The organism is Mesorhizobium sp. B2-6-1 (assembly GCF_006440475.1).
GTDB lineage: Bacteria > Pseudomonadota > Alphaproteobacteria > Rhizobiales > Rhizobiaceae > Mesorhizobium.
The window spans coordinates 39,322-61,908 of the sequence record NZ_VFUH01000004.1; the positions used below are offsets into that span (position 1 = coordinate 39,322).

At 64.0% G+C, this 22,587-nt stretch carries 18 protein-coding genes; 6 read left to right on the forward strand and 12 right to left on the reverse strand.

Annotation, left to right across the window (positions count from 1 at the left end; translation table 11 throughout):
• Positions 1-71: 71 nt before the first annotated feature.
• The gene (gene ppk2, locus FJ443_RS10610; RefSeq protein WP_140496649.1) at positions 72-980 is read left to right on the forward strand and encodes a polyphosphate kinase 2; all 909 of its coding nucleotides are present in this window, start codon (positions 72-74) and stop codon (positions 978-980) included.
• Between the two features lie 56 nt (positions 981-1,036).
• Here ppk2 and FJ443_RS10615 read toward each other — a convergent pair whose 3' ends face one another.
• The 3 genes from FJ443_RS10615 to FJ443_RS10625 form a co-directional block, all read right to left on the reverse strand.
• On the reverse strand, positions 1,037-1,786 hold the full coding sequence (locus FJ443_RS10615) for an enoyl-CoA hydratase-related protein (RefSeq protein WP_140496652.1): 750 nt from the start codon (positions 1,784-1,786) through the stop codon (positions 1,037-1,039).
• Between the two features lie 14 nt (positions 1,787-1,800).
• Entirely contained in the window at positions 1,801-2,439 is a 639-nt protein-coding gene (locus tag FJ443_RS10620; RefSeq protein ID WP_140496654.1) for an acyl-homoserine-lactone synthase, read from the reverse strand.
• Between the two features lie 96 nt (positions 2,440-2,535).
• The gene (locus FJ443_RS10625) at positions 2,536-3,267 is read right to left on the reverse strand and encodes a LuxR family transcriptional regulator (protein WP_140564989.1); all 732 of its coding nucleotides are present in this window, start codon (positions 3,265-3,267) and stop codon (positions 2,536-2,538) included.
• 256 nt (positions 3,268-3,523) lie between these two features.
• Here FJ443_RS10625 and FJ443_RS10630 point away from each other — a divergent pair, with 256 nt between their 5' ends.
• Positions 3,524-4,375 carry a transporter substrate-binding domain-containing protein gene (locus tag FJ443_RS10630; protein ID WP_140663911.1) on the forward strand — a complete coding sequence of 284 codons (852 nt, stop codon included), beginning with the start codon at positions 3,524-3,526 and terminating at the stop codon, positions 4,373-4,375.
• A 94-nt stretch (positions 4,376-4,469) separates the two neighbouring features.
• On the opposite strand, the gene FJ443_RS10635 is transcribed toward FJ443_RS10630, so the two are convergent.
• Positions 4,470-4,877 (reverse strand): tellurite resistance TerB family protein, encoded by a 408-nt coding sequence (locus tag FJ443_RS10635; protein WP_140663913.1) that lies wholly within the window; start codon positions 4,875-4,877, stop codon positions 4,470-4,472.
• A 159-nt stretch (positions 4,878-5,036) separates the two neighbouring features.
• On the opposite strand from FJ443_RS10635, the gene FJ443_RS10640 reads away from it, so the two are divergent.
• On the forward strand, positions 5,037-6,683 hold the full coding sequence (locus FJ443_RS10640; protein WP_140523947.1) for a lysine--tRNA ligase: 1,647 nt from the start codon (positions 5,037-5,039) through the stop codon (positions 6,681-6,683).
• Here the strand turns inward: FJ443_RS10640 and FJ443_RS10645 are convergent.
• The 8 genes from FJ443_RS10645 to FJ443_RS10680 form a co-directional block, all read right to left on the reverse strand.
• Entirely contained in the window at positions 6,649-7,500 is an 852-nt protein-coding gene (locus FJ443_RS10645) for a thermonuclease family protein (RefSeq protein ID WP_348640298.1), read from the reverse strand. The two genes, FJ443_RS10640 and FJ443_RS10645, sit on opposite strands and share 35 nt — an antisense overlap.
• Before the next feature lie 11 nt (positions 7,501-7,511).
• Entirely contained in the window at positions 7,512-8,156 is a 645-nt protein-coding gene (locus FJ443_RS10650; protein ID WP_140496665.1) for a helix-turn-helix transcriptional regulator, read from the reverse strand.
• Positions 8,157-8,279: 123 nt separating this feature from the next.
• Positions 8,280-8,825: a thioesterase family protein gene (locus FJ443_RS10655; protein ID WP_140624808.1), complete on the reverse strand. Its 546-nt coding sequence runs from the start codon at positions 8,823-8,825 to the stop codon at positions 8,280-8,282.
• 64 nt (positions 8,826-8,889) lie between these two features.
• Positions 8,890-11,109 (reverse strand): 3-hydroxyacyl-CoA dehydrogenase NAD-binding domain-containing protein, encoded by a 2,220-nt coding sequence (locus tag FJ443_RS10660; RefSeq protein WP_140663916.1) that lies wholly within the window; start codon positions 11,107-11,109, stop codon positions 8,890-8,892.
• Positions 11,110-11,123: 14 nt separating this feature from the next.
• Positions 11,124-12,332, reverse strand: a complete 1,209-nt coding sequence (locus tag FJ443_RS10665; protein WP_140663919.1) for an acetyl-CoA C-acetyltransferase — start codon at positions 12,330-12,332, stop codon at positions 11,124-11,126.
• Positions 12,333-12,363: 31 nt separating this feature from the next.
• Complete coding sequence (locus FJ443_RS10670) at positions 12,364-13,533, reverse strand: acyl-CoA dehydrogenase family protein (RefSeq protein ID WP_140496673.1); 1,170 nt, start codon at positions 13,531-13,533, stop codon at positions 12,364-12,366.
• A 112-nt stretch (positions 13,534-13,645) separates the two neighbouring features.
• Positions 13,646-15,436 carry an acyl-CoA dehydrogenase gene (locus FJ443_RS10675; protein ID WP_140663922.1) on the reverse strand — a complete coding sequence of 597 codons (1,791 nt, stop codon included), beginning with the start codon at positions 15,434-15,436 and terminating at the stop codon, positions 13,646-13,648.
• Positions 15,437-15,698: 262 nt separating this feature from the next.
• Positions 15,699-16,160, reverse strand: coding sequence for a MerR family DNA-binding transcriptional regulator (locus tag FJ443_RS10680; protein ID WP_140630160.1), 462 nt, complete (start codon positions 16,158-16,160; stop codon positions 15,699-15,701).
• A 445-nt stretch (positions 16,161-16,605) separates the two neighbouring features.
• On the opposite strand from FJ443_RS10680, the gene FJ443_RS10685 reads away from it, so the two are divergent.
• From FJ443_RS10685 to FJ443_RS10695, 3 genes are all read left to right on the forward strand, one after another.
• Complete coding sequence (locus tag FJ443_RS10685; RefSeq protein WP_140663925.1) at positions 16,606-20,616, forward strand: peptidoglycan-binding protein; 4,011 nt, start codon at positions 16,606-16,608, stop codon at positions 20,614-20,616.
• Positions 20,617-20,808: 192 nt separating this feature from the next.
• A complete protein-coding gene (locus tag FJ443_RS10690; RefSeq protein ID WP_140496679.1) occupies positions 20,809-21,732 on the forward strand; it encodes a sulfite exporter TauE/SafE family protein in 924 nt (307 codons plus the stop codon).
• A complete protein-coding gene (locus FJ443_RS10695; RefSeq protein WP_140496681.1) occupies positions 21,732-22,520 on the forward strand; it encodes a TIGR02186 family protein in 789 nt (262 codons plus the stop codon). The genes FJ443_RS10690 and FJ443_RS10695 overlap by 1 nt, the downstream gene beginning before the upstream one ends.
• Positions 22,521-22,587 lie beyond the last annotated feature (67 nt).

The following is a 22,587-nucleotide window of genomic DNA, read 5'->3' on the forward strand; positions in this document are numbered from 1 at the left end:
GCGTCTGAAGCGGCGCGCGGCACTGCAATGGCTCAATAGCACGAGTCCGTAAGCTGGAAAGGTTCGTCTCGATGAAAAAAGCCAAGGAAAACACCGCCGCGCCGACCCCGGGGCCGCTGAAGCTCAGGATCAACGGCAAGGAGCGGGAGTTCGACATCGAGAATCCAGCACTGCCGGACTGGATCGAGGAGCGCAAGCTGACCGCGGGCGGCTATCCCTACGACAAGAAGATGAAAAGCGACGAATATGACGAGACGCTCGAGGCATTGCAGATCGAGCTGGTCAAGGCGCAGGCGTGGCTGCAGTCGACAGGCAGGCGGATGATGGCGCTGTTCGAGGGCCGCGACGCGGCCGGCAAGGGCGGCACGATTTTCGTCCTGCGCCAGTACCTCAATCCGCGCACGGCACGCAACGTGGCGCTGACCAAGCCGACGCCGACCGAGCTGGGGCAATGGTACTACCAGCGTTATGCGGACCACTTCCCGACCGCGGGCGAATTCGTCACGTTCGACCGTTCCTGGTACAACCGCGCCGGCGTCGAACCGGTGATGGGCTTCTGCACGCCAGAACAGCACGAGAAGTTTCTCGACGAGACACCGCACTTCGAAAGGATGATCGTCAATGACGGCATCCACTTCTTCAAATTCTGGCTGAACATCGGCCGGGAAACGCAGCTCGAGCGATTTCACGATCGCCGCCACAGTCCGCTGAAGAGCTGGAAGTTTTCGCCGATCGACATTGCCGGCATTACCAAGTGGGACGATTACACCAGGGCGCGCGATACCATGTTCGAGCGCACCCACAAGGAATTCGCTCCGTGGATCATCGTGCGTGCCAACGACAAGCGCCGCGCGCGGCTGGCGGTGATGCGGCGCATCCTCCTGTCGCTGCCTTATGACGGCCGCGACCTCGACATCATCGGCAAGGAAGACAAGAAAATCATCGGCGAAGGGCCGTCATTCCTGGCAAAACAGGACTGACGGTGCCTGCGCCACGCGGCACTGGACCGCGTGGCGCAACGCCTTCGGCGCGACGCTCAGGCCGCCAACCGGGCAATCCGCTGCAGCCGCCGCAGCGTGGTGTCGTCCTGCAGCGCCTGCTGGAACAGCGAGATCTCCTGATCGATGCGTTCGCAAAGTTCCGCGGGGTTCCCCTTGAGCAGGCCCCGCGTCTGCAGCAACGCGGCGACCGGCTTCCTGGCGAGCTGCCTTGCCCGGCCGAGGGTTGCCTCCTCGACGCTGCCTTCGGAGACAATCTCGGCGACCAGCCCGAGCGCCCTGGCGTCGTCGGCGCGCAGCGTGTCGCCGAGGCAGAAAAAGCGGAAGGCGCCGGCGTAGCCGAGCTTCTGCGGCGCCAGGATGCTGGTCGCGGCATCCGGCACCAGGCCGAAATCGACGAACGGCACCCGGAACGTGCTTTCGGCGGACGCGATCACCATGTCGCAATGGAACAGGATGGTGCAGCCGACGCCGACCGCATCGCCGTCGACACAGGCCAGTATGGGTTTGGGGAACGTCGCCAGCGTGCGGAACATGTCGGTGACGGCGGCGATCAGCTTCTGGTGCTTGGTAGCGTCGAGGAATTCGGAAAAATCGCCGCCGAGGCAGAAGCAGCCCGCCAGGCCGCGCAGCACGACGACACGAACGTCGTCATTGTCGGCGGCTTCGTGGAACGTCCTTGCCAGGCTTTCATAGGCCCTTCTGTCGAGCACCGGCCGGCCGTCGGTCGACGATACGGTGACGATCAGCGTGTGGTTGCGCAGTTCGGGTTGCGGGTGCGCGTTCATGGCCGTTTCCGATCTCATGACGCCCGCCTTTGCCCGAACATATCGGGATATCCCCTGGCCAGAACGGGAGCGTGGTGATTGCGGCGCGAACGCACCACATCCAGCGTGTGCTCATTGAAGGTGAGCAGCGTCGCGACGACCTGCTGGTTGCCATAGGTGCGCTGATAGCCCAGCGGCGTGGCCAGGAAATGCAGCTGCAGCGCGCGCAGCACCCACATCGGCTCGAACTCGATGATCACCTTGTCGACGCCGCGCTTCAGCCCCCACTCGACGAAGCCGGCAATGAGCTCGGTACCGACGGTCGAAACGCCTCGGCGGCCGTCGCGAAAGCCGGGTGCCACTGCATAGCGGGTCAGTTCCCAGATGTTCGGACCCGACGGCGGCGTTCCCACGGAAAGATCGGCCAGCACCTCGGTCAAGAGATGTGGCCGCGTGGTCGGCAACATCCTCTGATAGCCCGCGACCTCGTTGCCTCTGATGACGATCTGATGCACCGCTTCGTCATGATCGAACTGGTCGATCTCGAAGCCATCGGGGCGCCGCAGGTCCTCCCACCCCATTTCCTCGACGAAAATCCTGTAGCGCAGCCGATGCACGGCCTCCCACAGATCGGGATGTTCCATCAGTTCTTTTGTTGTAAGGGAAAAAATCATTTTGCCGTCTCCTGTTCAAGAGGAAGATACGGCCGTGCCCTCGCAAGAAAATTACGCGATCACGTAGGCAGGAATTTCTAGGCCGACCCGGCCGACCTAACTAATATAGCCGCGCCTTATCGCTTCAGCGACTGCCTGTACGCGGTTGACGGCGCCGAGTTTGCTTTTGGCGTTAAGGAGGTGTTTCTCCGACGTGTGTTCCGAGATGCCGAGGATTTGCGAAATCTCCCATTCGGACTTGCCGACGGCGGCCCATTGCAGGCATTCGCGTTCGCGCGGTGTCAGCTCTACGCTATCGATGGTCTTGCTGGCCTTCGTGTGAAGCTGCATGGCGCGGCCCACCGCATAGGTCGACACCAGCGACACCAGGCCGAACTCGGCGGCGGACAGTTCCACGGCCTCGCCGCCCAGTGACACCATGACGATCTGGCCGTCGAGCGTGATCAGCGGGAATGCCAGCCCGTCGCGCAGCTTGAACACGACGGCGTCGCCCATCACTTCGCCGCTGCTTCTGTCGATGCTAACGCCCTGGGCCGCTTCCCGCCACTGGAACGGCGCCTGCAACTGTTTCATGTGGCTGACGATCGGGTCGTGATCGACATAGTTGCGCGCCACGTAGCGCTCCAGCCATTCGACAGGCCAGTCGCAAAGCAGCACATGCTGCTTTTGCTGGCCGGTCGGCGTGCCCGGTTGCGGTACGGTGCCCGCCATCAGAGCGGTCAGGCCAAAATCCGACGTTATGCCCAACAGCCTCTCGCAAACCGCAGCCGCCGTTCCGGCATGCTGCAGGTGATCTATGTATTCCAGCGTGCGATCGAACTGACCCATCGCAACATCAAACCCCATGTTGCCTCGTTGAAATCGATGATCCGTGCCTTGTTGGCACTTCGCCACCGACTAGGGATTGCAAAGCGTTGCCTTGTGGTTGTGGTTCTCGACCCTGGTCCCCCACCAGGGCAGCCACCGCTGTTTGCAAACCTGCTAAAGCATATCCTGAAATCGACGCGTTGAAATCAAAAAGCATTGTGCCTGTACTATTTTCGTACCAGAACCGATGCGAACACAGGTGCGGTGGAAGTTTATCATGGCGTTCCAGCGGAGTTCTCTCGTCCTTGCGTCGATGCTGATCGCGTCGCTGGCGTCGGGGGAGGGCGCGCGCGCGGCCGAGCCGCAGGTGCCGGTGCTGTGGGATGCCAAGGAGCGGCTGCCGAAACCGGATCTCTCCGCACTGCCGCGGCTGCGGTTCCTGACCACAACCGATTTCCCGCCCTTCAACTTCCTGGACGCCGCGGGAAAGCTGTCCGGTTTCCACATCGACCTGGCGCGCGCCATCTGCGCCGAGCTCGGCATCGTCGACAAATGTCAGATCCAGGCATTGCCGTGGGCCGAGCTCGAAGGAGCGCTTGAGAAAGGCGAAGGCGAAGCGATCATTGCCGGCATCGCCGCGACGCCGCAGTCACGCCAGACATACGCCTTCTCGCGCTCCTACCTGCAATTTCCGGCGCGCTTCATCATGCCGAAGGGCGAGGCGCTGACCGAGCCGCTGTTCGCCAAGCTGCGCGGCAAGCGTGTCGGCGTGATATCAGGCTCGGCGCATGAGCGCATGCTGCGCGATTATTTCAACACCGTTCAGGTCGTCACCTTCGACAGGCCGGAAGACCTCTACGCCAACCTCAAGGCCGGCAAGATCGATGCCGCCTTCGGCGATGGCATGCGTTTCGCCTTTTGGCTGGGCGGTTCGGATGCGGCCGGCTGCTGCCGCTTTGCCGGCGGACCTTATCTGGCGCCGGAATATCTGGGTTCGGGCATGGCCATCGCCGCCCGATCCGATGACCCGGCGCTGGCCGCCGCTCTCGACTACGCGCTGCAGGAGATTTCGCTGAAGGGCACGTTCGCCGAGTTCTACCTGCGCTATTTCCCGGTCAGTTTCTTCTGATCCGGTCCCGGTCAGTTTCTTCTGATCCGGTCCCGGTCAGCTTTTTCTGATCCGGTGCCGGTCAGTTTCTTCCGGTCGGGTTGAGTGTCGCCGCTCAGGTCAGCGTGCGCAGGCGCGCCTTGGCCGCACGCGCGATCGCCGCGACGGTCAGCGTGTCGAGATCGAGCTTGAGGCGAATGAGCTGGAGCACCCGCACCTCCTCCATCCGCATTTCGAGATCGACGGCCGCGACCTCGAAGGCGGCCGCATAGGCGGTGTCGCGCAGGCGCTCCGGCAGGGCCTCGGCCACGTTTGCCAGGACACCCTCCAGCCCGCCCTTTTCATGCAGCTTCTTCTGGCAGGCCTGGGCGACGCCAACCAGGCGGTCGTGGTCGAAATCCTCGAACACCGGCCATGAGCGGACGACCTCGCCGATCCGCGCCAGCTCGACATCCGTCATGTCGCGGTCGGAGGCGGAGGTGATGACCATCAGGTAGATCAGCGCTTCATGCGGGGTCGGCATTCAACAACTCCTCGATACGGGCTGCGAAGGTAGGAACGCCTTCCCTGCGCTGCAAGGAAAAAGCGCCGCGCTCGTTGACGCTCCGGTCAGGCGCGCATAGAGACCGGTTGAAAATCCTCACTTGCGGCTTTGCCGGCGTCTAATTTGGAAAACAGTGACATGGCGGGATCAAACATCATCGATCTCAATCCCGAAGTGCTGACGGCGGCGGCCGAAAGCAAGGCGTGGCCGTTCGAGGAAGCCCGCAAGATCATCGAGCGCTACAAGGGCCGCGAACTCCCGCAAACGGTGCTGTTCGAAACCGGATATGGCCCGTCCGGCCTGCCGCATATCGGCACGTTCGGCGAGGTGGCGCGCACGTCGATGGTGCGGCATGCCTTCCGCGTCATCACGCAGGACAAGGTCGCCACCAAGCTGCTGTGCTTTTCCGACGACATGGACGGGATGCGCAAGATACCCGACAGCGTGCCGGATCGCGCGGCGCTGGAGCCGCACCTGCACAAGCCGCTGTCTTCGGTACCCAACCCTTTCGGCGGGGATTATGCGAGTTTCGCCGACCACAACAACGCGATGCTCTGCCGCTTCCTCGACACGTTCGGCTTCGACTACGAGTTCGCCAGCGCGACGCAGTACTACAAGACCGGCCGCTTCGACGCGATGCTGTTGCGCGCGGCCGAACGCTACGACCAGATCATGGCGGTGATGCTGCCGACGCTGGGCGAGGAGCGGCAGGCGACCTACAGCCCGTTCCTGCCGATCTCGCCGAAGAGCGGCCGCGTGCTCTACGTTCCCATGAAGCATGTCGATGCCAGGGCGGGCACCATCACCTTCGACGATGACGGTACCGAGACCACGCTTCCGGTTACCGGCGGCAAGGTGAAGCTGCAGTGGAAGCCCGATTTCGGCATGCGCTGGGCGGCCCTTGGCGTCGATTTCGAGATGTTCGGCAAGGACCATCAGACCAATGCGGTGGTCTATGACCGCATCTGCAACATCCTCGGCGGGCACGCGCCGGAGCATTTCGTCTACGAGCTGTTCCTGGACGAGAACGGCCAGAAGATCTCCAAATCCAAGGGCAATGGGCTGACCATCGACGAATGGCTGACCTACGCGCCGACGGAGAGCCTGGGACTCTATATGTACCAGCGGCCGCGACAGGCCAAGAAGCTCTATTTCGACGTCATCCCGCGGGCCGTGGACGAATATTACACCTTCCTTGCAGCCTATCGGAGGCAGGACTGGAAGGAACGGCTGGGCAACCCGGTCTGGCACATGCACGACGGCAATCCGCCCGCCATCGACATGCCCGTGCCGTTCTCGCTGCTGCTCAACCTGGTCAGCGCCTCCAATGCGCAGAACAAGGACGTGCTGTGGGGCTTCATCTCGCGCCATGTGCGGGGCGTGACGCCGGCGACCCACCCTGAGCTCGACAGGCTGACGGGTTATGCGATCCGCTATTTCGACGATTTCGTGAAGCCGACGAAGACCTTCCGCGCGCCCGACGACGTCGAGCGGGAGGCGCTGGAAGCGTTGGATCAGGCGCTTGGCGCCCTGCCGGCGGGCTCGGACGGCGAGGCGATCCAGAACGCCGCGCTCAACGTCGCCCGCAAGGTGGAACGCTATCAGGATCATTCCAAGAAGAGCCCCGAAGGTGGTCCGGGCGTTTCGGGCGCCTTCTTCCAGATGATCTACCAGGTGCTGATCGGGCAGGAGCGCGGACCGCGCTTCGGCTCGTTCGCGGCACTCTACGGCATCGCCGAGACGCGCGGGCTCATTCAGAAGGCGTTGGCTGGTCAGCTGGCTTGAGAATGCCGCCGACCTCTTCCAAGATCGAGCCCGGCGCTTGCGGCGCCGGGGCGCGGGCGGCCGGCATCGAAGGCACGCCTGAAAGGCTTGGCGCCGATCCGAAAATGCCTTTCCTTTCGCTGCGCGCTTTTTCCCCGACTTCGACGTAAGGGCCGCCTTTGGCGGCGCGCGCCCAGCCGTTCTCGACCAGCCATCGGCCGACATCCTGCTTGCCGATCCGGCAGTCGGCGGCGATCAGGTCGCGGCCGCCTTCCGGCGGCACGGCGCAGACCACCGCCCGGCCGCGCAGGAAGGCGCGGAACGCCGTGCGCGCGCGGACGCCGCAGGGCCAGGATTTACCGTCCGAGGTGCAGGTCTCGTCCTGCCCGACAATGTCGACGCCGGAAACCGCGACAGAATAGCCCTTCGCCTCGATCAGTCCGGCGGCGGGCGCGACCGGCTGGAACAGCTTCGTCCCTTTCCAGTCGTCCGGCATTTTCGGCTTGGGCGGCATGGCCAGCGCCAGCTTGCTCAACGGCGCGCGCGGCTCCACCCGCTCCAGCTCCTTGCTGGGAAGCTCCGGCGGCGCCACGACTTGGGGATCGATCGCACGCGAGTGCGGGCTAGCGGCGGGGGGCGGCGGAGCGGCAATGGCCGATGTGGCCGGCTCCTCCGGCACGCCGTCGGTGCCTGGCTGAGAGACCGTATCGGCGCTCGGATCGATCTGTTCCACCGCGACGGCAGCTTCGCCGCTCTTCAGCGCGCGGCCGCCGGCGACTACCAGCGCGGCCATTCCAGGGACCATCAGAACCGCAAGGACAAGATGAGGAAGCCGCACCAGCCCGCACCCTATTGGCTTGCCCAGACGATCCGCGCCACCCATTCAACCTCGCGCATGGGAATGTCGCGGTCCGGATGATCGGGATTGAGCGAAACCAGTGCGATCGACCTGGCGGTCTGGCGATCGAGCACCTTGGCCATCACCTCGCCGCCCGTCGTCTTGACGACGACGCGATCGCCCTTGCGGATGAGGGCTGCCGGCTCGACGATGAGCACGTCGCCATTGCGGTAGAGCGGCAGCATTGAATCGCCTTGCACCTGAAGCGCATAGGAACTCTCGGTCGATTGCGCCGGCAGTTCCACCAGATCCCAGCCTTGACCGGCCGGGAAGCCGGCATCGTCGAAAAACCCGCCGGCGCCGGCCTGGGCAAAGCCGAGCAGCGGAACGGCACGCCCGCGGGCGGGCATCGCGCCGTGGCCGGCCCGACCTTCTATCAGCCCGGTGAATTCGTCGAGCGAAGCGCCCGTCGCCTCGATGATCTTGGCCAGCGATTCGGTCGAGGGCCAGCGTGGCCTGCCGTCCGACGACAGTCGCTTCGACTTGTTGAAGGCAGTCGAATCAAGGCCGGCCCGCTTCGCCAAGCCGGAAGCCGAGAGCGAATACCGCTCGGCCAGAGCGTCGATGGCGGCCCAAACACGGTCATGCGAGAGCAATTCCGCTCTCCTTGCAAAAAGGAAAAAATGCCTTTCCTTTCTAGTCTTCGAATGAAGGTTTGTCCACCGGCTGTGGCATCGCATCACATCTTCCTGCTGGCCGCGCCAATTCCGGTTCCCGGGTCAACCGATCCGCTTGGCCTGCTCGCGGAGGTTCCGGTGCGAGGCCATGAACGCCCGCTCGGCTTCGCTGGGCGGACGCGGCTGGGCGGAGCGGCCAAGCGCGGCGACGACCTCGTCAATATCGAGAAAGCGCCGGGCGGCGCGGTCGTAGACGCCGGCTGTCGTCATGATCAATGCGGCGGTCTCGCCATTGTCGAGGACGAAACGGTGCTTGCCGATGACCTGGCTGCCTTCCCAGGTCTCGATCGAAGACACCACTTCGAAACGCCGCCACAGTTTGATCTCACGCACATAGGCCGATTGCAGCCCGCCGATCATCGGCGCCCAGCCATTCGTTCTCGCCAGAGTGATGAGGCCGGCGCGGATGAAGATATCGATGCGGCCAAGGTCCGCCAGCATCATATAGCGGGCATTGTTGAGATGGCGGTTGAAATCGATGTCCGTCGGCAGGCAGCGAAAGGCCAACCGGCTTTCATCACCCATCTGGTAGGAGCCACGGCTGCCCGCCGTGGCCATCATACGCGCAAGGCGCCCCCAGACATACATTACGGCGCGGCGCGTCTTTTCGGACGCGCAAGGGACGCCGCGGCACCTTTGATTCCGACCACGCTCAGGCCGCCTGCTTCACGTCGGCCTTCGCGTAGGGGTCGAAGCGCTGGTAGAAAGTCTCGCCCTTTTCGGCCATGTCGAGCAGCAGCCTGGGCACCTTGAACTCGGCGCCGTATTTCTTCTGCAAGCCCTTTGCGATCTTGACGAACTGCCCGGCGCCGATGCCGTCGATGTAGGACAGCGCGCCGCCCGTATAGGGCGCGAAGCCGAAGGCCAGGATCGAGCCGACATCGGCCTCGCGCGGATCGGTGACGATGCCCTCCTCCATCACCCGAGCCGCTTCCAACGCGATGGTGACCAGCAGGCGCTGCTGCAATTCCGCATAGTCGACCTTCTCCGGCTTGAGCTGCGGATAGAACTCCCTAAGGCCCGGCCACAGCTTCTTCTTGGCCGGCTTGGCCGGATAGTCATAGAAGCCCTTGCCGTTCTTGCGGCCGAAGCGGCCGTGGTCGTCGACCATGGTGTTGATCAGCGCCATCTGCTTCGGGTCGACCGCCTTGTCGCCGAGATCCCTGATGGTCTGCTTCATGATCTTCTGGGCGAGGTCGATGGCCGTCTCGTCGGTCAGCGCCAGCGGGCCGACCGGCATGCCGGCGGCCTTGGCGGCGTTCTCGATCATCGGCGCCGGAACGCCCTCGATCAACATCTTGTAGGCTCCCGACATATAGCGCAGGACGCAGCGGTTGACGTAGAAACCGCGCGTATCGTTGACGACGATCGGCGTTTTCTTGATGGCGCGCACGAAGTCGATCGCGGTGGCCAGCGCCTTGTCACCGGTCTTCTTGCCAAGGATGATTTCGACCAGCATCATCCTGTCGACGGGCGAGAAGAAATGGATGCCGATGAAATTCTTCGGCCGCGCCGAATTCTTGGCCAGGGCGGTGATCGGAATGGTCGAGGTGTTCGACGCCAAGACCGCCGACGACTTCAGCACCGCTTCCGCCTGTTCGGTGGCGCTTTTCTTCACCGCGGAATCCTCGAACACCGCCTCGACCACGAGATCGCAGCCGGCAAGGTCGGCATAGTCCGATGTCGGCGTGATCAGCGACAGGAGCCTGTCCTTGTCCTCAGGCTTGGCACGGCCCTTCTTCACCTGATCCGAGATCAGGCCATCCGAATGGGCCTTGCCCTTCTCGGCGGACTCCATGTCGCGGTCGAGCAGCACCACCGGAATGCCGGCTTTGGCCGTGACATAGGCGATACCGGCGCCCATGAAGCCGGCGCCGAGAATACCGATCTTCTTGAACCTGGTTTCCGGCACGCCGGCCGGGCGGCGCGCGCCCTTGTTGAGTTCTTGCAACGACACGAACAGCGAGCGGATCATCGCCGCCGCTTCCTTGGTCTGCATGATCTCCGTGAAATAGCGCTGTTCGATCCTGAGCGCGGTGTCGAACGGCACCAACAGGCCCTCATAGACGCATTTCAGGATCGCCGCAGCGGCCGGATAATTGCCATAGGTCTCGCGGCGCAGGATGGCGATGGCCGGGGGCCACAGATTGGCGCCCGCCGCCGAATAGACCGGACCGCCGGGCAACTTGAATCCCTTCTCGTCCCACGGCGCTACCGGCTTGAGGCCGTTCCTGATCATGGCCTTCGCAGTCTCGACCAGCTTGGCCGGCTCGGCGATCTCGTGGATCAGGCCCATCGACTTCGCCTTCTGCGGCGACAGGTTCTGGCCGGAGGTCAGCATTTGCAGCGCCTGCTGCTGGTCGGTGAGACGCGGCACCCGCTGGGTGCCGCCGGCGCCCGGGAAAATACCGATCTTCACCTCGGGGAGCGCCATCTTCACCTTGTCGGAATCGGCGGCGACGCGGCCATGGCAGGCCAGCGACATTTCGAAGGCACCGCCCATGCAGGTGCCGTTGATTGCTGAAACCCACGGCTTGCCCGATGTTTCCAGCTTTCGGAACAGGCCGGTCATGATGCCGGCGTTTTCGAACAGCGCCCTGGTGGCCTTTTCGAGATCCTTGCCCTTTTCAGTCGCGAAGGTCGTCAGCATCTTCTGGAGCATGGTGATGTCGGCGCCGCCTGAGAACGTATCCTTGCCGGAGGTGATGACCGCGCCCTTGATGGCGGCGTCGCCCGCCACCTTGTCGACAATGGCGTTCAGCTCGCGCATCACCTTCTCGGTGAAGACGTTCATCGAGCGGTCCGGCATGTTCCAGGTGACCAGCGCAATGCCGTCGGCGTCGATGTCGAGGGTGAAATTGGTGTAGCTCATCGTTTCTCTCCCCGTCAGACGCGTTCGATGATGGTTGCGGTGCCCATGCCGGCGCCGATGCACAGCGTCACCAGCGCGGTGTTCAAATCACGGCGCTCGAGCTCGTCCAGCACGGTGCCGAAGATCATCGCGCCGGTGGCGCCCAGCGGATGGCCCATGGCGATGGCGCCGCCATTGACGTTGATCCTGTCGTGCTCGATATCGAAGGCCTGCATGTAGCGCAGCACCACGGAGGCGAAGGCCTCGTTGAGCTCGAACAGATCGATGTCCGACAGCTTCATCTTGGCGCGCTTCAACAGCTTCTCGGTGACGTCAACGGGGCCGGTCAACATCAGCACCGGCTCGGAGCCGATGTTGGCGAAGGCGCGGATGCGCGCGCGCGGTTTCAGGCCCATGGCCTTGCCGGCCTTCTTCGAACCGAGCAGCACGGCCGCCGCGCCATCGACGATGCCCGACGAATTGCCGGCATGGTGGACGTGATTGACCTCCTCCACTTCCGGATGCTTCTGCACCGCGACGGCGTCGAAGCCGCCCATTTCGCCGGGCATGACGAAGGAGGGATTGAGCGAGGCCAGCGACTGCATGTCGGTCGATGGGCGCATATGCTCGTCATGGTCGAGGATGGTGAGACCATTCTGGTCCTTGATCGGGATCACCGAATTCCTGAAGCGGCCATCGGCCCAGGATTTTGCCGCGCGCTTCTGGCTCTCGACGGCGTAGGCGTCGACATCATCCCGGCTGAAGCCGTATTTTGTGGCGATCAGGTCGGCCGAAATACCTTGCGGCACGAACCAGCCGGGCAGGCCGACCGAAGGGTCCATGAACCAGGCGCCACCCGAGGCGCCCATGCCGACGCGCGACATCGATTCGACACCGCCGGCAATGACGATCTCATCGGCGCCCTGGGCTATCTTGGCGGCGCCGAAATTGATGGCGTCGAGGCCGGAGGCGCAGAAGCGCGAGATCTGCATGCCGGGCGCCGAGGTCGCGTAGCCGGCCTCGAAGGCCGCGGCGCGCGGAATGACCGACCCCGCCTCGCCGACCGGGTCGACACAACCGAAGATGATGTCGTCGACAGTTGCAGTGTCGAGCCCGTTGCGGTCGCGCAGCGCCTCCAGCGTCCTGCCGGCGAGCCGCACTGCCGGCACTTCGTGCAGCGAGCCATCCTTCTTGCCCCTGCCGCGCGGCGTGCGAACGGCGTCATAGACGTAAGCTTCGGCCATTTTCCTGCTCCTTGGGTTTGCGGATCGATGCTCAGAGCGAGCGGCCAATCAGCAATTTCATGATCTCGTTGGTGCCGCCATAGATGCGCTGGACGCGGGCGTCGCGGAACATGCGGGCGATCGGATATTCATTCATGTAGCCATAGCCGCCATGCAATTGAAGGCATTCGTCGACGACTTTGCCCTGCAGGTCGGAAAGCCAGTACTTGGCCATCGACGCCGTCACCGGATCGAGACCGCCATCGATGTGGCGCGCCACGCAATCATTGTAGAAGACGCGGCCGATCGTGGCCTCGGTCTTCAGTTCGGCCAGCTTGAACTGGGTGTTCTGGAAATCGATGACCGCCTTGCCGAACGCCTTGCGCTCCTTGACGTATTCGATGGTCAGCGCCAGCGCGCGCTCGACCATGGCAATCGCGCCGGTGCCGATCTGCAAACGCTCCTGCGGCAATTGCTGCATGAGCTGGATGAAGCCTTGTCCCTCCTCGTGGCCGAGCAGGTTGGAGGTCGGCACACGCGCATCGTTGAAGAACAGCTCCGATGTGTCATTGGCTTTCAGGCCGATCTTGTCGAGGTTGCGGCCGCGCTCGAAGCCATCGACCTCGTCGGTCTCGACGACGATCAGCGAAGTGCCCTTGGCGCCCTTGTCCGGATCGGTCTTGGTGACGACGATGATGAAATTGGCAAGCTGGCCATTGGTGATGAAGGTCTTGGAGCCATTGATCTTGTATTGGTTGCCGTCCCTCTCGGCCCGCGTCTTGACGCCTTGCAGGTCGGAGCCGGCGCCGGGCTCCGTCATGGCGATAGCGCCGATCAGTTCGCCGGTGGCGAGCTTCGGCAGCCATTTCTTCTTTTGCTCCTCCGAGCCGTAGTGGAGGATGTAGGGGGCGACGATGGAATTGTGCAGGCCGATGCCGAAGCCATCGACGCCGACATGGCCGATGGCTTCGATGATGGCGCTCTCATGGGCGAAGGTGCCGCCCGATCCGCCATATTCCTCCGGCATGGAGGCGCAGAGCAGGCCGGCGGCACCGGCCTTCAGCCAGCTCTCGCGGTCGACCATTTCGTTCTTCTCGAACTCGTCGTAACGCGGCGCGATCTCTTCGGACATGAAGCGGTGCGCCATGTCGTAGAGCATGCCGACCTCGTCCGCCGCCCAGGCGGGCTTCGGCAGGCCAAGGATTTCGGCTGGGTTGGTCATGCGATGATCTTCCTCCCAAGGTCTGCCATCGAAATTGAGATCCGCGCACTGTCGCGGCGCCCCCTCCCGGCCCCTCTGGACCGCCCTCCCCTCAAAGGGAGAGGGACCATTTCTAGAACGCTTCCGCCGGCAGTGCCATCAACGTATCGGCGCCACTGGAGATGCGGGCGAGACGCGTCGCGGTTTCCGGCATGATCCGCTCCATGAAGAAGCGCGCCGTCACCAGCTTGTTGTCGTAGAAGGACGACGCGCCGTTGGCGCCCGGCTTGCCTTGGGCGGCCCTGGCCATCTGCGCCCACATATAGCCGAGCGCCACGAGGCCGAAGAGATGCATGTAGTCGGTCGAGGCGGCGCCGGCATTGTCGGGCTTGGCCATCCCGTTCTGCAGCAGCCACATGGTCGCCGTCTGAAGATCGTTGAGGCTCTTCTTCAATGCCTTGGTGAAGGGGGCCATCTTCTCGTCGGCGCGGTTCTCTTCGCAGAATTCGCCGACTTCCTTGAAGAAGGCCTGCACCGCGCGGCCGCCGTTCAGACCCAGCTTGCGGCCGACGAGGTCGAGCGCCTGGATGCCGTTGGCGCCTTCATAGATCATGGCGATGCGGGCATCGCGCACGAACTGGCTCATGCCGTGCTCTTCGATGTAGCCATGGCCGCCGAACACCTGCTGCGCCATCACGGCGTGATCGAAGCCCTTGTCGGTGAGCACGCCCTTGACCACCGGCGTCATCAGCCCGGTGTAGTCGTCGGCCGCCTGGCGGTCCTTGTCGTCGGCGGAGCGATGGGCGATGTCCGACTTGATCGCCGTCCACAGCGCCAGCGCACGGCCGGCCTCGTTGAAGGCCCTCATGGTCATCAGGCTGCGGCGGATGTCGGGATGGACGATGATAGGATCGGCCTTCTTGTCCGGCGCCTTCGGCCCCGACAGCGAGCGGCCCTGCAAGCGGTCCTTGGCGTAGGCGACGGCATTCTGGTAGGCAATCTCCGACAGCGACAGCCCCTGCAGGCCGACGCCGAGCCGTGCCTCGTTCATCATCGTGAACATCGCCTTGAGACCGCCATTGGCCTCACCCAGCAGCGTGCCTTGCGCCTCGTCATAATTCATGACGCAGGTCGAATTGCCGTGGATGCCCATCTTCTCCTCGATCGAACCGCAGGAGACGGTGTTCCTCTCATCGGGATTGCCAGAAGCATCGAGCTTGAGCTTCGGCACGATGAACAGCGAGATGCCCTTCACCCCTTCGGGCGCCCCCTCGATGCGGGCCAGCACCAGGTGGACGATGTTGTCCGCCATGTCGTGCTCGCCGGCCGAGATGAATATCTTCTGGCCCGAGATCTTGTAAGTGCCGTCGCCATTCGGCACGGCCTTGGTGCGCAGCAGGCCCAGATCGGTACCGCAATGCGGCTCGGTCAGGTTCATGGTGCCGGTCCAGGCGCCCTCGACCATCTTCGGCAGCCATTTGGCTTTCTGCTCGTCGGTGCCATGGGTGATGATCGCCGCGATCGCGCCCTGCGTCAGGCCCGGATACATCATCAGCGACATATTGGCCGACACCATATACTCGGCCACGGCGGTATGCACGGCATAGGGCAGGCCCTGGCCGCCGAACTCGACGGGCGCCGCCAGCCCCATCCAGCCGCCCTCGCGATACTGATCGAAGGCTTCCTTGAAGCCCCTCGGCGTCGTCACCGAGCCATCGTCATGGCGCACACAGCCTTCCATGTCGCCGACACGGTTGAGCGGATGCATTACGTTTTCCGCGAGCTTGGCGCCCTCGGCGAGGATCGCCTCCAGCACGTCGGGCGTTGCATCAGAAAAGCCGGGGAGATTGGAATAGCGCTGGTAGCCCAGCACCTCGTTGAGCACGAACAGCGTATCCTGCACCGGCGCCCTGTAGATCGGCATGCTCTTCTCCACCCTGCGGACCTGATCCGAAACCCCCGAATTCATGTCAGGCGGCATGCGGACCCGTGTTCAGCGGGAGATAACAAAAATTGACGTTTGCGTAAACGTCAATTCAGCCGATGCGACAAAATTTCTCCTGCACCGCAGCAAACCGCACGCGATGCAGTACATGTGTTGGAACCCTTAATGACAAAAGCCGCGTGGCGCTCGCCACACGGCTTTTTTCGATCATGGATGTTGCGCCGCAAGGCGGCGGCCCAAATCAGCCGGCGACGCTCGCCTGCGGCGCCGAGCGCTCGACCAGCATCTGCCGGACGGTAGCCATGGAGGTGCTCAACTCGCTGATGGCGTCATCGATGAGCGTGCGCTGCTTCTGGAGGCGGGCAAGCTGCTTCTCCGACTTGTCCAATGCCAGCCGCAACTGCTTGGTGTTGGAGCCGGTGGGATCATAGAGATCCATCATCTGCTTGACGTCGCGCAACGAGAACCCGACCTTGCGGCCGAGCAGGATCAGTTTCAGCCGAACCCTGTCGCGGCGCGTGTAGAGGCGGGTTGAACCGTCGCGCTGCGGGTTGAGCAGGCCCTTGTCTTCGTAGAAACGCAGCGTGCGCAGCGTCACGCCATATTTCTTGGCCATTTCGCCGATGCGGACGAGGTCCTCGCCCGAGTCAACGGATATAGTGTTGGTATTGGCCGCGGTCTCGCCGGCCGAGATAAGCTTCATGGTCACTGGCTTTCCCCGTCTGTGGCGTCGCGGTCCTGGACCAAGCGATGCCTGACTGAAAGCGGGGGCGTGCTTCCAGCCGTGGTTTCAACAAACAAATCGCAAACAGCACGCTTGATGCGCCTTTTACGTTTACGTCAATTCTATACCGATAGCCCTCACATGACGCAAGGGCGTTGTGCGGGCGGCGCTTTATGCCGCAGCGGCTGGTTCACCGCGAACTTCGTCGCAACTTCTTAAGCTTGGTTAACGCGTTGTTTACCACGTTGGGCGAATTGTGCGCATGTCGGCTACCCGTGTTTATCCTGTATCGATTTTTTCACGGTTTTTCGGAGCGCGGGTGAACCCGGGAGGCTTGTCTTCCACCGTGGTGCGGTCGCCTTCGTTCCGGCGAGGATTTGGGGAGCTGGTCGCAAACCGGCCAATCTGAAAGACGGACGCACCGATGAACAGCAAGCGGTCCTACCTCGACACACTCAACGCCGGCAGGCAGCGCAGGCCTCAGACCACGCTCGAGCAGTTGAACCGCTCGCTGGAGACGCTGGAACAGCGGCTGGAGAGGACGCGCGAGGATACGATGGCACGTCCCGATCCCCGCCAATATGGCGCCGAACCGCGCTATCCCGCAGCACAGCCTTCGGCTCAGCCGCGCTGGTACCAGGATCCGCAGCCCGCGCCGCATCCGCAGGCGCCGATGCCGGCGCCGGCCGTCGGCCAGAACTACCAGAACCTTGCCCGCGATATCGACCGCATCCGCGGTCAGGAAGACAGCGTTGCCATGGTCGGCAAGATAGCCGGCGAGCTGCGCGGCATGCGCGAGGAATTGCGCCACCAGATGACTGCCGGGCTGCAGAGCGAATTCGAGGCGCTGCGCAAGGACATCGACCGCGCACTGCTGGCAAACGCCAAGTCAGGCGCTTCGGGCAAGGGCAGCGCCGAACTTGGCCTCGAATTCGAGCGGCTTTCCGGCGCCATCAAGACGCTGTCGGAAAAAAGCGACGACAGAAGCGTCAACATGCTGCGGCTCGAACTCGAACAGGTCAAAGCCGCGCTCGACACGCTGGCGCGCGAGGAGAGCGTTCAGAAGGTCGACCGCCGCTGGGACGATTTCGATCGTCGCTGGACAGCCTTCGAGGACCGCGTCGACGCCGACCAGCGCAACCGCTCACCGGACCCCGCCATTTCGGGCCTGACCGATCGGCTGGAGCAGATCAGCAACGCCGTCAACAACCTGCCGGAATCGCTATCCCTGCGCTCGCTGGAGGAAAAGGTCCGCACGCTGGCCAGCGCCGTGGATCATTTCGCCAGCCAGCAGGACAATCGCGGCGGCAGCACGCTGGCCATGATCGACGAGCGGCTGGACGAGATCTCCCGCGCCATCGTCGCCTCGACCGTCGCGGCACAGGCCAATACGCTCGACCATGAAGCCTTCGAGCGCATCGAGAAACGGATCGATTCGCTCGCCCGGCAGATCGAGGAAGTGGCGCAGGACCACCCCGGCAACGCCGTCGTCGACCGGCTGAACACGCTGTCGAGCCGGGTCGACGAACTCGCCGGCCGCGCCGCCCTGCCCGAGCAGGCAATGGAACGGCTGGCCAAGCAGATCGCGCTCATCGCCGACAAGATCGACGAGGCGCCGGCCATGCCAGACGCCGACTATATCTTCCACGGGCTGGAGCAACGCTTCGACGTGCTGTCGTCGATGATGGAACGGCGCCAGGGCGACGCCATCGAACAGGGCAACATGCTGTTCCGCGATCTTGAGCGCCGACTGGACGAGGTTGCCGACCGGCTCGACCGGCGCATGCCGCAAGTCGACGGCGCCGGCATCATGGAAGCCATCGATGCCCGCTTCACGGCGCTCGCCAAGCGCATGGAAACACGCATTCCCGACCCCGCCGGCGAAGCCGCGATCCGTGGCCTGGAAAGCCGGCTCGAAGACATTTCGAGCCGCCTGGACTCGTCCGCCGCGCAAGTCGCCGGCATCGATCCGGCGCTGATCCGCAGCCTGGAGGCGCAAGTCGCCAGCCTGTCCGCCCACCTGTCCAGGCCCAGCGCACCGCTGCCGGAGTTCGAGGACATCAGCCCACGCCTCAATGAAATCGAGAAGGCGCTGGCGGGAACGCGCGACTCCATCCTTGGCGCGGCGCGCGAGGCGGCCGAGAACGCGGTGCGCTCGCTGGCCGGCTCGGGCGCCGACACGTCGGCGGTTTCCGGCCTTGCCCAGGACCTGAAGACGCTCGAGACGCTGACACGCCGTTCCGACGAGCGTAACTCGAGAACGTTCGAGGCCATCCACGACACGCTGCTCAAGATCGTCGACAGGCTGGGTTCGCTGGAACCAGGCGAACCGTCCGAGGCGATGAGCGAGCTCCTGGACGCACGCCCGGATGAAGCGATCGGCAAGCGCCGTGGGCGAGCCGGCAAGATGGCCGTGGACGCTCCGTCGATGGATATCGACGAGCCCATGCCGCTGACAGGGGACATGGCCGATCTCGACGGCCGCGCCGCCGCGATCATGCGCAGCCAGCCCGCTTCGCCACGCGGGCCGGGTGCGCGCTCGCCCGCGGAGGCGGCGGCCGCCGCCGCCATGGCCGCGCTTGGTTCCGATCCGATCGCCGGGAAGGGCGAGCCGGCAAGCCGCCGCAAATCGATGTTGGGCGGCCTGGCGCGCGCCTTCAAGGGCAAGAAGGAAGCAGACGTTCCGCCGCTGGCGAGCTCGATGCCGGGTCCGGAAATCCCGAGCGTCGACCTCGACGAGCCGCTCGACCCGAAAATGGCCAATCGGCCACTGGAGCCCGGCTCCGGCGCGCCCGACCTCAACGCTATCATGAAGCGCGTGCGCGACGAGCGCGGGCAACCGGCAAAGCTCAGCGACAGCGATGCCGCAAAATCGGACTTCATCGCGGCTGCCCGCCGCGCGGCGCAGGCCGCCGCCGCCGAGGCCGACGCCTTGAAGCGCCAGTCGACGATGAAGGGACCGGTGAAGGCGCTCAGGATCGGCGACCTGCTCAAGGCGCGGCGCAAGCCGATTCTGATGGCGGCCGCTGCGATCATGCTGGCGCTTGCCGGCCTGCAGCTTGGCAAGGCGTTCCTCGCCGATCCCGCCCAGGTGGCAAGCAATGATGCGCCGGCCGTTGCCTCGCAACCGCTGGAAACCGCATTCGTCGACGCCGCGAGCCCGCCCAGGCCGAAAACCCAGTTGGCGGCAGCGAACAGCGAACCGGCCCGTGAGGTCAGGCAGGCCGAGCCCTCCGCTCCGGCGGTCAAGGACGACATGGTGGCGCAGACCGCGCTCGCCATGCCGTCGGACGGCGATGGGCCGACGAACGCCGGCCCGACGGCGGAGCGGGCTCCGACGGCGATGGCTCCCGTCATGCCTGCCGGCGCGGGTGCGGCAGGCTCCGACGCGATGGCTTCGGCAGAACCCATTTCCGCCGGTCCAGCGGCTCCTTCTTCTCCGGCACCTTCCGCTGCTGCCGGCGGAACGCAAACGACGGATGCGGACAGCGGTATCCAACCGACAGTGGCTGCACCGGCCATGGCCAATGACAGCACCGGCGCCGTCGTGCCCGCCGGCGCTCCCGCGGCCCCGGCCAAATTCGACATTCCCGCCGATGCAGGCCCGGTCGCCCTGCGCGACGCCGCAGCCACCGGCGACGCCAAGGCGCTGTTCGAGATCGGCTCGCGCTATTCCGAGGCGCGCGGCGTCAAGGAAGACATGGCGGCCGCGGCCAAATGGTATGAAAAGTCCGCGGAACTCGGCTTCGCTCCGGCCGAGTATCGCATCGGCAATTTCTACGAGAAGGGCATCGGCGTCCCGCGCGACATCAAGAAGTCGAAGACCTGGTACCAGCTCGCCGCCGAGCAGGGCAACGCCAGCGCAATGCACAATCTGGCAGTGCTGTTCGCCATGGCCGCGGACGGCGTGACCGACAATGAATCGGCCGCGCACTGGTTCCAGGAGGCCGCCGATCTCGGCGTGAAGGACAGCCAGTTCAATCTCGGCATCCTCGCCGCCAAGGGCGTCGGCATGAAGCAGAACCTGGAGGAGTCCTACAAATGGTTCGCGCTCGTCGCCAAGACCGGCGACAAGGACGCTGCCGCCAAGCGCGACGAGATCGCCAACGCGCTGCGTCCCGAGCAACTCGAGCGCGCCCGCGCCGCCACCGAATTGTGGAAGGCCAAGCCGCTCGATCAGGCCGCCAATTCGGCCGACATTCCCGAATCCTGGCAAGATGGCACACCGCAGACCACGGCCAGCATCGATATGAAGAAGGCGGTCAAGAATATCCAACTTATCCTCAACAAGAACGGCTACGACGCCGGCGGCGCCGACGGCGTCATGGGCGCGAAGACCAAGAATGCGATCGTCGCGTTCCAGACTGACAACAAGCTGCCCGCGACCGGTGCGGTCGACGAAAAGCTGGTCAAGGCGTTGCTGGCGCGCAAATAGCGGCAGGAGCGTCGTATCCGCGACGCCCCTGCCACACATTTGCCTGTTAACTGCTTGAGATGTTTTTTGTTTCGGCGCGGCGGCGGGGTTTGACCCGGCCGCCGCTTCGGCGCAAGGAAAAATTGGCTTTTCGGTGCGATACTATCCGCAACGGCGGTATTCGCCGACTGGCAAACTGATCGAGACCGACGGGTGGGCATCTATCTCCCGATTGCGGAAATTTCCGTCAACGTCTTCGTGCTGCTGGCCATGGGCGCTGCGGTGGGCTTTCTGTCGGGCATGTTCGGTGTCGGCGGCGGTTTTCTCATCACGCCGCTCCTGATCTTCTACAACATCCCACCGGCAATCGCGGTGGCGACCGGCGCCAACCAGGTCATCGCCTCATCCTTCTCCGGCGCGCTGTCGCATATGAAGCGCGGCACGCTCGACTTCAAGCTCGGCGGGGTGCTGCTTGCCGGCGGCATCGTCGGTTCCACCGGCGGCATCTACGTCTTCGCTTTCCTGCGCAGGCTGGGACAGCTCGACCTGTTCATCTCGCTGCTCTATGTCGTGCTTCTGGGCACCGTCGGCGGGCTGATGCTGGTCGAAAGCATCAATGCGCTGCGCGCCACGCGCAGCGGCGCGGCACCGGTGCTGAAGAAATCCGGCCAGCACAACTGGATTCACCGCCTGCCGCTGAAGATGCGATTCAGGGCCTCGAAGCTGTTCGTCAGCGTCATCCCAGTGCTTGGGCTGGGCGCGGCCATCGGCTTCCTGTCGTCTATCATGGGTGTCGGCGGCGGCTTCATCATGGTGCCGGCTCTGATCTATCTCCTGAAAGTGCCGACCAACGTCGTCATCGGCACCTCGCTGTTCCAGATCATCTTTACCTCGGCCTACACCACTCTGGTCCACGCCACCACCAATCAGACGGTCGACGTGATGCTGGCCTTTCTTTTGATGGCCGGTGGTGTCGCCGGCGCGCAATATGGCGCCAAGGCCGGCCAGCGGCTGCGCGGCGAGCAGTTGAGAGCGCTGCTGGCGATGCTGGTGCTGGCGGTGGCGATAAGGCTTGCCATCGACCTCTTCGTCACGCCGCCCAATCTTTATTCGCTGTCCGGCGCGGGCTTCAACTGATGAATGGCCTGAAAGCGCTCGCAACCGCCGCTCTTCTGTCATTGATCGCCGCCGCACCCGCGAAGGCGCAGACGCCGCCGACCGAAAGCATCCAGATCGGCCTTTCCACCGACAAAGTCTCGATCACCGCCGGCTTTTCCGGGGCCGACCTGACCATTTTCGGCTCGCTGGAAAATCCTGATCCGCTGGTGGCGCGCCAAGGCCGCTACGACATCATCGTCGTGCTCGAAGGTCCACCCAAGCCGGTGGTGGTGCGCCGCAAGGACCGGGTGCTCGGCGTCTGGGTCAACCTGGAATCCGAGACCTTCGAAAACGTGCCGGTGTCCTATTCGGTGGCGACGACGCGGCCGTTGCAGGACATCACCGAGCCGAACAGCTACAGGCAATTGTCGCTCGGCGCCTCCAATCTCTACATGCAGCCGGCCGATGCCGGCGACAGCCCGGCCACGATCGAGGAATTCACCGCGGCGTTGCGCGAACGCAAGGCCGCGACCGGTCTCTACAGCGAGAATGTCGGCGGCGTGCAGTTCCTGTCACAGAACCTGTTCCGCGCCACGGTGCGGCTGGCGCCGAACGTTCCGGTCGGCACCCACAAGGCGCGCGCGTTCCTATTCAAGAGCGGCCTGTTCATCAAGGAGAGCTCGGCCCAGCTCGAGATCCGCAAATCCGGTTTCGAACAGTCGATCTTCCGTGTCGCCCACGACTATTCCTTCCTCTACGGCGTCTTCGCCATATCGCTGGCCATGGTGACGGGCTGGCTCGGAAGGTTGATCTTCCGCAAGGACTAAAGCGGCTACAAAGGGGTTTTCCTTTCCCGGATCATGCTATAGACCGCCACCTCCCGGTCTACCGGGC